Source organism: Salmonella sp. SAL04213, assembly GCF_046550535.1.
Lineage (GTDB): Bacteria > Pseudomonadota > Gammaproteobacteria > Enterobacterales > Enterobacteriaceae > Salmonella > Salmonella enterica.
Map to the genome: position 1 here is coordinate 325,817 of NZ_JBGDXS010000001.1, position 11,602 is coordinate 337,418.

Consider the following 11,602-nt stretch of genomic DNA (forward strand, 5'->3'; position numbering starts at 1 on the left):
CGGCTTTCGCCGCCCCAGGCTAATGATAAAACAGAACTTGTTGTGCCGGATGGCGGCGTAACCGACTTATCCGGCCTTGCCTGATAAGCGAGGCGCCATCCGGCACGTCATCGTTTCTGCCGTGTTTAACTCGCTTCTGAAGGCGTATCTTCCGTTTGCGTACCGGGAAGCGTTTCCGGAAGCTGCGGCGCAAAGCCACGCAGCCCGACAACATGAACATGCTCAGTATTCTGAAACACTTTACGCACCAGTTTATAGGTCGTGCCCTTCTCCGGACTGATGTTTTCCGGCGCGGCAATGATGAGCTGCATCTGCAAACGTTCACATAGTTCAAACAGCGTGGCGATAGAGCGCGCATCCAGACGCGCCGCTTCATCGAGGAACAGCAGGCGACATGGCGAAATATCTTTCCCGCGCAGTCTGCGCGCTTCGTCTTCCCAGCTTTGCACCACCATCACCAGAATTGACATCCCGGTCCCGATAGCTTCCCCCGTTGATAGCGCGCCGGATTCCGCACGCAGCCAGCCGTCGGACCCACGGTTAACTTCAACTTCCATTTCCAGATAGTTACGGTAGTCCAGCAGCTCCTCGCCGATGGTCTGCGGCGTGCGTTGCCCCATATCGATCTGCGGATTCAGACGCTGGTACAGTTTCGCCAGCGCCTCGGAGAAGGTCAGACGATTGCTGTTAAACAGATCCTGGTGCTGCTCCTGCTGTTCTGAAAGCACATCCAGCAAGGTGGCATGCGTTTCACGCACGTTGACGTTTAACCGCACGCTATTCACCTGGCCAAACGAGACGCTTTGCAACCCCTGGTTCAGCATACGGATACGGTTCTGCTCACGCTGGATAGTCTTGCGGATGATGTTTGCCACGCTACGGGAACTGATCGCCAGCTTTTGCTCACGCGATGTCAGCTCTTCCGTCAGACGGCTCAGCTCAATCTCCATTTGTTCAATGGCTTCAACCGGATCGTCGGTACGAATAATATCCTGACGAATACGTTCGCGCAGATGCTGGTAAACGGCCACAAAGAACTGGATTTTACGTTCCGGGCGTTTCGGATCTTCCGACAGGCGCAATACGTCGCGCAGATGTTCGTTATCCGCGACGGCCAGGCGCAGCGCGCCCAACGCCTTATCCGACATGGAGCGCAGTTCATCCGCCGACAGATAAGCCAACTCACGACGGTGCAGACGGCGTTCCACGCCATTGTCTTTCACCATCCGCATGACTGCGCACCAGCCGGCTTTCGCGGTCACAACCTGCTCGCGCATTTCATGATAATCGCGCTCCAGCTTGCGCAGCTTACGGGTCAGGTTCTCCATCTCCGCTTCGCAGAAGGTGAGCGCTTTCTCAAGCTGATTGCGACGCGAACGGTTATTGCTCAACTGGGCGTGCAGTTCATCGCGACGCTGGCGGGCACGCTCTTCCGCCCCGCTGTCGGCGCGAACGCCAATATCCTGTAATTCGCGCTGCAAATCGTTAAGCAGCTCTTTTTTCGTGTCGTAAGAGCTTTTTAGCGAGGCCAGGACCTGGCTGTACTGACTTAACTGCGCGGCATGGCTGCGCAGCGCTTCGCGGGCGCGGGTACGCTCGGCTTCCGCCTGCTCCAGCCGCTGGCGCAGCTTTTCATTGAGATCGCTGTTGCCGCTCAGCATTTCCGCTGAGTCGGAATAGCTGAAATGCGCCCGACGTTCGACGACTTCAGCCAGCGCAAAAGCCTGCTGGCGCGCGTCGCGCTGCATTTGCTGCGACCATGCATAGTCTTCTTTTAACTGCTCAAACTGTTCCGGATCGCTTTGCAGAACGGAAACCACCGGCTCCAGTTTGGCTAACTGGTTGCCATATTGCTGCACAAATCGCGCCGCTTCCTGCGCCTCATCCAACCGTTCCTGAATTTCATCGACCCGATCGGCCAGCGTTTCATCGGCCAATAAATTCAGCCGCGGCAGCAAACGGTTAAGCGCGGAAACGCCCTCTTTCGCCTGCTCAAACTGAAGGCGCTGCTGCTGGTTGTCGTTTTCATGCGTCGCCAGCGCGCGCTCCAGCTCGACGCGACGCCCGTTCAGTCGGCGAATTTCCGCTTCCGGATCGTCCTCAAAGGCAACGGAAAGGTGGCTGCCGATGAAACGGCTGAACGCCTGGTGCAAACGCTGGGTTTTCTGCACGTCAAACGAGAGCGTGGCAAAGCGCTCGGAAAGCACTTCCCGTTCCGCATGGAGACTCTCAATACGGTTCTCGCGCGCCGCGCGGCCAAAAATAGGCAGCGATGGGAAACGCGAATAACGCCACTGACGGTCGGCAATTTTCACGACCACCGCCTTTTCCAGCTCGTCAACGCTGAATACGCTGTCATCAAAAGACTGCGGATCGCCTTCGATCAGGTACAGATCTTCCGGGCAGTCGGTCAGACCTTCAAGCTGTTCGGCTATTTGCGATAAATCCGGTACGACGATCGCATGGCGCGACGGGCCATACAGTGCGGAAAAGTACGGCGCATCTTCAAGACTGACATCATCGTAGATTTCCGACAGCAGTACCCCGCCAAAACGCTCCGCCAGCGCATTCAAACGCTGATCTTCCGCGCCGCCCGGCTGGCTTAAACGTTCGATCTCTTCATCAACCGCATTTTTACGCGCGCCCACTTCGTCGCGTTCGACAATGGCTTCGCGCTCACGCTCCAGTAGCTGTTGCAGGAATTCGGTCACTTCCTGGCTGGACGTAAACTCCTCGCCGCACTGTTCGCTAAGCTGGTTCAGACTGTTTTGCGCCGCCAGCCAGACGGGCGCACGCCGCATCAGATGTTGAATACGCGACTGAAGCTGCTCCTGCTCCTGACGCAAGGCCATACGCTGTTCGCTGGCTGACGACACGCTATCAGACAAGGACGCGATGCGGGCTTCCAGCTCCTGATGCAGCGCTTCCAGTTCGTCAATATCAAAATTTTTGCCCTGTCGCTTACAGAACTCCGCCAGCAGACGTTCCGCCTCTTGCTGCTCGCGCAGCCGCTGTTCCAGTTCGCTCAGGCGCATCCGCAGCGGCTGTACCTGTTCCGCCAGATGACGCTGGTTCACGCCGTCCCGTAACAGCTCGCGCGCCACGTCCCAGGCTTCGCTACGCGCCAGCGGGCCGTTGATCGCCGCCACCAGCTGGTAAGCCTGCTCAAACTGGCTGTGCGCGGTTTGCGCCACGCTCATTTTTTGTTCCAACGACAGCAGTTTTTCCGTAGCTTCCTGCTCTTTTGCCTGGAAAGTATCCAGCCATTCGGCGGCGCTTTCCGGCGTTAGATCAGGCAGATGGCAAAGTTCTTTAGCGCGGGCAAGCGCTGATATCGCCTGGTTATACTGAATCGCGCGCGTTTGCTGTACATCCAGCGCCTGCTGGTAATCCGCAAGCTGGCTTTTGAGTTCATCGACTTCCAGCTCGGCGGCTTCGGCACGCGCTTCATTTTCGTCCTGCATTTCGGCGGCTTCCGCCACCACTTCGTTTTGCTCTTCGAGTCGAATCTGCAGCTCTTCAAGATCCGCTTCGTAGCGTTCAATTTTTTCCTGCTGGCGCAGCGCGGTTTGCACCAGATTCAGGTGATCGCTCGCCGCCTGATAATCCGCTTCAAGAGAACCTTCGGCGCCGTTATGTTCGCCCAACTCACGGGCCATATCGACGTGCTTATACTGCTCTGCCGCCAGCTGCTTGCGCGATGTGTACAGTTCGCGTCGAAACGCCAACGCCTGATCAAGGTGAACCCGACGCTCATTGGCGTGGCGCATATAATCCGCCGCCACATAATCGGTGGCTTCGCTGATCAAATGCTTAAACAGATCGCGATCGGATTGGGTAACACGAATCGCTTCCAGCGTGAGTCGGTTCTCGCGCAGCGCCGCTTCCATATCCTGGAACGCCTTGCGCACGCCGCTGTTTTCCGGCAATAAATAATCGCGTAGCGATCGGGTAATGGCGCTGGAGATCCCGCCGTACAGCGAGGCCTCTATCAAACGATAGAATTTACTACGATCGGAAGCGGAGCGCAGACGACGGGCGATAATCCCTAAGTCAAACATCAGCGAATGATAATCGGTGATGGAGTTAAACTGCTTAAACTGCACGCCTTCCATCTCGTCAAGCTTGTCTTTCAGCTCAGCAAGCGACAGTACGCGCGCCTGACGTTCGTTTAATGTCTCCGTCACCAGTTGTGTCGGCTGTACCGACATCGGCAGCCCCTGGATAGCGAACGGTTTGATGTCCACTTTGCGATCGCGCCCAGCGACCTGCTGCAGACGCACGCCGACCACCACCCGCTGATGGCGGGAATTAATGGTGTCGAGCATGGAGTAACAGACGCCCGCCTTCAGCTTACCGTGCAGACCTTTATCGCGCGAACCGCTGGTGGCGCCGGCTTCCGTGGTGTTACGAAAGTGCAGTAATGTGAGATCCGGGATCAGCGCCGTGACGAACGCCGCCATCGTCGTGGATTTCCCGGCGCCGTTGCCCCCGGATAACGTCGTGACCAGTTCATCCAGGTCAAAAGTGCGGGCAAAAAAACCGTTCCAGTTAATCAGCGTTAGCGAGCGAAATTTACCGCGTTCAATCATTATTCTTCCTCTCCACTGTCCGGCTGACTCTCTTCGGTCTCATCATTAAGTTGCAGATGGTTTTCAATGGGCATCGCTTCCCCGTCGCGGATGAGACGACGCTGCGCCTCGCGAGGATCGTCGCCGGCGCGGACATCCGCGCCAAAGCGGAAGACCGATTCGGTAATGCGGAATTTGCTGCTGTCGTGGCCCATAAACCATACCATGCCCAAACGACGCAGGCGGTTTAAAGAAGAACGCACCTTTTCCTGCAGTTTCTGACGATCAACGTCAGATCCCGTCGAGCGGTTATTCACCAGCTTTAGCAGTTTGGCTTCGTCCGCAAGGGTAAGCAGCTCGTCGTACAACTCTTGCTGAGTAAAGATCCCTTCGTTGGCCAGACGCTCCGGGCTAAGATAGAGGTAGCAGAGAATTTTACCGACCATCATATCCAGTTCGGATAACACCGAGCGCGGGATAAGCGTAGTAGAACGCGGACGCAGGTAGAAGAATCCCTCCGGCGCGCGAATCAGCTCCACGTTATAACGCGCGTAAAACTCTTCCAGGTATTCCTGAAAATCCATCAGAAAGGCATGATTATCCAGTTCGTCCAGCCCGATGTGGCGGCCCGAACGTAATGCGCTATCCAGCGCCGGAAATAACGGATTCGCCAGCGCCTGCGCCAGCTTAACCGGCATCACTTGTTCAATATTTGTCAATGACATGCGCCTGTACCTTGGCTCCGTAATCATTAATCGGCTGCCATTTGGCTGGCAGTCCGGTGAAATCTGCTTGCGCTACGCCAAGACGTACCGCTTGATCGATAACAATACGCGCCACGTCGAAATGACGCGCGCGCGGGTATTGCGCCAGATACTCGCGCACCACCAGCCCAAGATCCAGTGGCGTTTGTCTGGTTTTGTAGATAGCCAGCTGTTCTTCAATGATGGCCGCTAACTGCTCGCGGATCTCGTTAAACTCTTCATATTCCAGATCCGGCGGCAACTCCCCGGTGACTTCATCGTCACGCAACGCCATCTCTTCATCGCGCATATCCAGCAGACGATCGGCATTCGCGTAGGTTAGCGCCCACGGATCGTCAAAATAAGTCTGCACGGACTGGCGCAACCGCTGGGCAAAGACACGATTTTTATCCATATCGATCGCGGTACGGATAAATTTATGCACGTGACGATCGTAACCGATCCATAAATCAATAGACTGCTGACCCCAACTGATAATGCGGTCGAGTTTACTTTGTAAGTCAAACACCAGCCTGTCGACAAAATGCAGATCGTCGTGCGTCATCGTGGCATCCTGAATGCGCAGCAGGTTAGCCTGCAGCTTATCGCCCGCCGCCTCCAGCGTATCCTGCAACTCGCGCAGCGTACCGGACGTTTCGGAAAGCAGCAGTTCACAGCTGGAAATCGCCGCCCGCCAGTCTTTATTCAGCAGTTGTGCGATATCGTCTTTCACCTGCTGCTGCTGTTCATCCATGATGCGCTGGGTGAGATCGATACTGTCGAAAATCTCCGCCACCGAATATTTCAATGGCGCGTAAACGTTGCGATGCCAGTGGAACTCATCGCCACCCTCCGCTGCCGCATCCGCCGCGCGCTTCAATTCGCCGGCCACAATCGACAACTGCATAGAAAGACGCAGCGTAGAGAATTCGCGTTGACGAATGTAGTAATCGGTGATGCCAATCCCGAGCGGGGTTAATCGGTAAATCGCATTGCCTTCAGCCTGCTCGCTGGTAAAGCGGTTCAGCAGACGTTGACGCACCATATCGTTAATCGCGTTGTTCGCGCGCACGCCGATGGTTTCGCTGGTTTGCTCAAACGCATCACTCACATGGCGGAATGCATCCACCAGCTCGCCTTCACTCATCTCGCCGTCAAGGCGTTCGCCGTTCAACGTGGCGACCGCCAGCAGAAAGGAAAGTCTGTCTACCGGCAGCGAGATGGAAAAGTCGTTTTTTCTGGCCCAGGCAACCAGTTCGGGGACTGTCTGGGAAAATTCACTCATAGGTTATCCTTGCATCTGCGGCTAGCGCCGGGCTTTTAATCGCGGTGACATGAATGTAGCGCCCAAGGCTAATATACGGCTCCTGGCGGCAATAACGCGTTTCCAGTTCGACCAGGGTCTCATAACAGTCACGCTGCTGGTGTTTTTCACGCAGATAATCATGAAACACACGCACGCCGGTTTTACCGGTAATCTGCCAGCCAATCGCCTCCAGCCACTGGTACACCTGCGCGGGGTCGCGCGGGTAGTCAGGCGACAGCGTGCGCTTCTTGCGTTTAGGCATCCCCGCCTGCACGTAGTCAAAATTACCCGCCACCATATTGTGCATCAGCAAACCGTTAGCGTTATAGAACATCAACGACAGCGCGCCGCCAGGGCGCAATACTGACCAGAGCGTTTCTAATACGCCGACAGGATCGGCTACCCACTCCAGCACAGCATGAAACAATATCAGATCAACCGGGCTTTCCAAATGCGAAGCGACGTCCTGAGCCGGGCATTGTATAAAATGCATGTCTTTGCTCACACCTTTTGCCTCGGCCGCCTGCTGCGCGCGGGCGATCATTTCGCCAGACAGATCGCATAACGTCACCTGATGGCCGCGTTCCGCCATCTTAATCGCCGTTTGCCCTTCGCCGCCGCCGGCATCCAGCACCCGCAGTTTTCGCCCGCCAATCTCCTCCAGCACGCGGTCCAGGTCTTGCCACAGAATGGCTTGCCGCAGTTGTCCTTTGGTCGTGCCGTAAATGTTACGGGAAAACTTTTCAGCGATGTCATCAAAATTGCGATCCTGCATCGGACTCTCCACAGGCTGGCTCAGGCGTTATCTGATAAAACCGCTATTTTGTCACAGCCGCGGCGAGAATGAACCTGTCTGGTGTAATATCACCGTTAATCCTCCGCTATATGGTTAAAAAAGGAACCCAAAAGGATGCTTTTTACACTAAAGAAAGTGATTGGCGGTATGTTATTGCCGCTTCCGCTGATGTTGCTGATCATTGGCGTCGGCCTGGCGCTGCTCTGGTTTAGCCGCTTTCAGAAAACCGGAAAAGTATTTATCAGCGTAGGTTGGCTGGCGCTATTGCTATTAAGCCTGCAACCCGTTTCCGACCATCTGCTGCGTCCGATAGAAAACCGCTACCCTACCTGGCAGGGTCCGCAAAAGGTGGAATATATTGTGGTTCTCGGCGGCGGCTATACCTGGAACCCGCAGTGGGCGCCGAGCTCTAATTTAATTAACAACAGCTTGCCGCGGCTGGCGGAAGGCATCCGGCTGTGGCGCGCGAATCCGGGAGCCAGGCTGATTTTTACCGGCGGCGTAGCAAAAACCAATACGGTAAGCACGGCGGAAGTCGGTGCGCGGGTGGCGCAGTCGCTGGGCGTACCGCGTAGCGATATTATTACGCTGGATAAACCAAAAGATACGGAAGAAGAAGCCGCCGCCGTTAAGCAGGCCATCGGCGACGCGCCTTTCCTGCTGGTAACCTCCGCCTCGCATTTGCCGCGCGCGATGATTTTCTTTCAGCATGCCGGGCTGAATCCGCTTCCCGCGCCGGCGAATCAGTTGGCGATCGATTCGCCGCTCAATCCCTGGGAGCGGGCAATTCCGTCCCCGGTCTGGCTGATGCACAGCGATCGCGCTGGGTATGAAACATTAGGGCGACTTTGGCAATGGCTGAAAGGCATATCAGGCAAGCCAGGGGAGTAATGATTTCGCCGCCAGATCAAAATTGGTACGGTTAAAACGTCCGGTATTGACCAATTGCGCAACCTCGTCCCACAGCACATAGAGCCAACGCCGCCAGATGAAGGACTCCGCCACTGGCGCGCGTTGCAGATAATGCCAAAGCAATCCCTCCGCCAATGGATTATCCATCAGGCGAAACAGTTCGAACTCTCTCGGCGCCCACAGCATCAGCCCGGGGCCGACCATCGCCAGAAGCTGATCGCTACGGGCGTCTTTAAGCATACTGCGCAGGCAGAAGTTGCCATGCACCAGTACGCAGTTGTCGTTAAACCCTTCAAATAACGAAGGAAGACATTCTCTGGTACGAAACAGAATGCGTTTGTCCTGCATCGTCAGGCCGGTATTGCTGAACTGATTTAGCGTCGTCCACAGCACCTCCACCCGCTGACGATACCAGGAAGGCCAGATATTCTCCTGAGTATGGTCTACGGCGCCAACGCAACCGCGGCTATCCTGCCGATGCCAGGCTAACAGCCCTTCGACAATCTGATCTTTTAGCTGTTCCCAGCGTTCCGGAGTGCGCGCCGGCGCCTCGACCGGCACACCGCGCAGCCGTTCCAGCAGCAGCACATCCGAACCAGGATGCTCTTCATGCGTCAATACGCCATAGATTACCGGCATCCTCACCGTACCGCTACGCGCCAGCATTGAGGTTTTCCATGCCAGTTGCTGCGCAACGCCGGGAGTGGTAAAACTTCGCGCCATCAGCGGCATCGGAATGCCCTGGCTGTCATATAATGACCACAATGCGGAATCCGCTTTCTCATTCACGCACTCTATACGGCTAAGTTTTTCACCCAACAAATGACTGAGTTCGGCCCGCAACTGTTCCATTCCAGATTACCCCCATTAGTGCTACTGCTTTAATAATGAGCGTCGTATGGACAGATGTCACCCGTATCAGATCAAGGGAAGAAAAGAAAAATGAGGAAAATCGTAACGGTACGAGAAAGCCGCCACTGATGAGCAGACGTGAGTATTCATCTTTGCGCTATCATACCGCGCTGTTCATGACCGTCTAAGACGATCATGAACAGGATCATGTTAACGCATTTCAGCGCGTACGCGCTCCAGGTCGTCGGCGGTGTCTACGCCCGTGCCGGGCACCGCTTTGGCGACGGCGACATGAATTTTTTCGCCGTACCACAGCACACGGAGTTGCTCCAGCATTTCAATATGTTCCAGCGGGCTGGGTTGCCAGCTCACGTAACGGCGGATAAATCCCGCGCGATAGCCATAAATGCCCAGGTGACGAAGGCAAGTATCCCCTACCGTTTCCAGACTTTTTGCAAAGCGATCGCGATCCCAGGGAATCGTCGCCCGGGAAAAGTAAAGCGCATAGCCTTCAGCATCCAGCACGACTTTTACCGCATTCGGGTTAAACGCTTCTTCGGCGCTGTGAATCGGCACCGCCAGCGTCGCCATGCCAACCTGGCGCTGCGCCAGATTTTCCGCGACCTGGCGAATAATAACCGCCGGGATCATCGGCTCATCGCCCTGAACGTTCACAATAACGGTATCGTCGCTGAATCCGCACTTCTCTACCACTTCCGCCAACCGTTCGGTGCCGGACTGGTGATCGGCGCGCGTCATGCACACTTCGCCGCCAGCCGCTTCTACCGCACGAGCCACGTCTTCATGATCGGTCGCGACAATAATGCGTTCCGCGCCAGATTCGCGCGCCCGCTCCAGGACATGAACAATCATGGGCTTACCATTAATATCCACTAATGGTTTGCCTGGCAGTCGGGTAGATGAAAAACGGGCCGGAATGATGACGACGAAACTCATGATTTACTCTCATCAGATGTCAGGGCGCGAGCTTCATTTTCCAGCAATACAGGAATGCCGTCGCGTAACGGGAAAGCGAGATTATCCAGTTTGCAAATTAATTCTTGCTGTTCCTGGTTATACCAGAGTTTGCCGTTACATACCGGGCAGGCGATGATTTCAAGCAGACGATGATCCATAGTTCCTCCAGATGGACCGGATTGTGAATCCTTCAATATTAACATAATCGGTTAGGGTGCAGGGTCTATTTCCCAGCCATGACGCATGGCGCTAAACAGGCCTGGCGGACATTGTCCCAGCGTCACGCGCGATGCCCGTTGCCAGGCAGCAAACGCGCTAATCGCCTGCCAGATTCCTTTTTGCAGACTAACGCCAGGGCGGATATCGTCCTCCAGATACAGCGAGATAACCTCAAGCACCCCCGTTTTACGGTGCATTTTGGCATCCATTCGCCCGACTAAACGGCCCTGGTATAATAGCGGCAGCACAAAATAACCGTACTGGCGCTTCGCCGCGGGCGTATAACATTCCAGCCGATAGTTAAATCCGAAGAGCTGCGCTGCCCGCTTGCGATCCCATACCACAGGATCGAAAGGCGACAGTACTGCGCTATGGGTCGCCTTTAAGGCGTTATTTAGCGCCGGTTCAAGCTGCGAAAGAAGATCGGCATGAAGCCACATCCGCCCCAACGTTTCCACCTCGACCGGAATAATCTGCTGCTGTTCCGCCCGGCTCTCCCGCCATCCCTTCAGGTCAGGACGTTTCAGGCGGTAGTAATCCGCCAGCCACTGTTCACGGAAAATCCCCAGACTGCGCGCGCTATTATCCAGCATCAGGTTTTCCGCCTGCGACTGTGACAGTCCATCGCGTTCATCATCCCAGTGCGGCATCACACGGGGCGTTAAATCATATACACGTTGAAAATTACGCCGCTCAACAACCATGACTTTCCCGGCGGTAAATAAACCCTCAAGGTGGCGTTTATGTGGTTTCCATTCCCACCAGCCGCTGACGCCTTTCTGCGCATGTTCAAAATCGGCAGAACGCACTGGACCGTGCTCCTGAATATGCCGCACTAGCTGTTCTATTTCTTCCGCGTGCTCATGCATCCATGCCGCGCGATATTTCCAGCCCATCTTTTCCGGCGACAGCATACGATGGCGGATAAGTTTAAAGTCGCGGCGTGGTAAGAAACAGGCCTCATGCGCCCAGTATTCCATTAACTCGCCGCGTCGCAGCGCCTCATCCAGCCAGGCCTGCGGGTACGAACCGAGACGGCTAAACAGCACCAGATAGGGGCTACGTGCGACAACATTGATGGTATCAATTTGCAGCAACGCCATGCGTGAGATGGCGGCAAGAACATCGCCAGGCAGCGCGTTACGGCGCGGCTTTTTCAATAGCCCCTGCGCAGCAAGGTGAAGACAACGGGCCTGGGAAAGAGAAAGGTACGGCAATGACATTC

The 11,602-nt window shown here is 55.6% G+C and carries 9 protein-coding genes; 1 reads left to right on the forward strand and 8 read right to left on the reverse strand.

The annotated features are described in order from the left end of the window. Positions 1-125: 125 nt before the first annotated feature. Genes mukB through cmoM form a run of 4 tightly spaced genes read right to left on the reverse strand, consistent with a single transcriptional unit; the run spans position 126 to position 7,395 of the window. On the reverse strand, positions 126-4,592 hold the full coding sequence (gene mukB / locus ACLJPQ_RS01685; protein ID WP_000572741.1) for a chromosome partition protein MukB: 4,467 nt from the start codon (positions 4,590-4,592) through the stop codon (positions 126-128). Beyond that, positions 4,592-5,296 carry a chromosome partition protein MukE gene (gene mukE, locus ACLJPQ_RS01690; RefSeq protein ID WP_000060025.1) on the reverse strand — a complete coding sequence of 235 codons (705 nt, stop codon included), beginning with the start codon at positions 5,294-5,296 and terminating at the stop codon, positions 4,592-4,594. The genes mukB and mukE overlap by 1 nt, the downstream gene beginning before the upstream one ends. After that, complete coding sequence (mukF, locus tag ACLJPQ_RS01695; RefSeq protein ID WP_001288828.1) at positions 5,277-6,599, reverse strand: chromosome partition protein MukF; 1,323 nt, start codon at positions 6,597-6,599, stop codon at positions 5,277-5,279. Before mukF ends, mukE begins: the two co-directional genes overlap by 20 nt. Then, positions 6,592-7,395 (reverse strand): tRNA uridine 5-oxyacetic acid(34) methyltransferase CmoM, encoded by an 804-nt coding sequence (cmoM, locus tag ACLJPQ_RS01700; protein WP_080184694.1) that lies wholly within the window; start codon positions 7,393-7,395, stop codon positions 6,592-6,594. Before cmoM ends, mukF begins: the two co-directional genes overlap by 8 nt. Before the next feature lie 135 nt (positions 7,396-7,530). Between cmoM and elyC the strand changes: the two genes are divergently transcribed. Next, a complete protein-coding gene (gene elyC, locus ACLJPQ_RS01705) occupies positions 7,531-8,307 on the forward strand; it encodes an envelope biogenesis factor ElyC (RefSeq protein WP_000899554.1) in 777 nt (258 codons plus the stop codon). Here the strand turns inward: elyC and ACLJPQ_RS01710 are convergent. The 4 genes from ACLJPQ_RS01710 to ACLJPQ_RS01725 form a co-directional block, all read right to left on the reverse strand. After that, positions 8,287-9,180 carry a YcbJ family phosphotransferase gene (locus ACLJPQ_RS01710; RefSeq protein WP_080184695.1) on the reverse strand — a complete coding sequence of 298 codons (894 nt, stop codon included), beginning with the start codon at positions 9,178-9,180 and terminating at the stop codon, positions 8,287-8,289. The two genes, elyC and ACLJPQ_RS01710, sit on opposite strands and share 21 nt — an antisense overlap. A gap of 210 nt (positions 9,181-9,390) precedes the next feature. After that, complete coding sequence (gene kdsB / locus ACLJPQ_RS01715) at positions 9,391-10,137, reverse strand: 3-deoxy-manno-octulosonate cytidylyltransferase (protein ID WP_000011576.1); 747 nt, start codon at positions 10,135-10,137, stop codon at positions 9,391-9,393. Continuing rightward, complete coding sequence (ycaR, locus tag ACLJPQ_RS01720) at positions 10,134-10,316, reverse strand: protein YcaR (protein WP_000350061.1); 183 nt, start codon at positions 10,314-10,316, stop codon at positions 10,134-10,136. Before ycaR ends, kdsB begins: the two co-directional genes overlap by 4 nt. A gap of 51 nt (positions 10,317-10,367) precedes the next feature. After that, positions 10,368-11,600, reverse strand: coding sequence for a winged helix-turn-helix domain-containing protein (locus ACLJPQ_RS01725; RefSeq protein WP_061424497.1), 1,233 nt, complete (start codon positions 11,598-11,600; stop codon positions 10,368-10,370). Between the last annotated feature and the right edge of the window lie 2 nt (positions 11,601-11,602).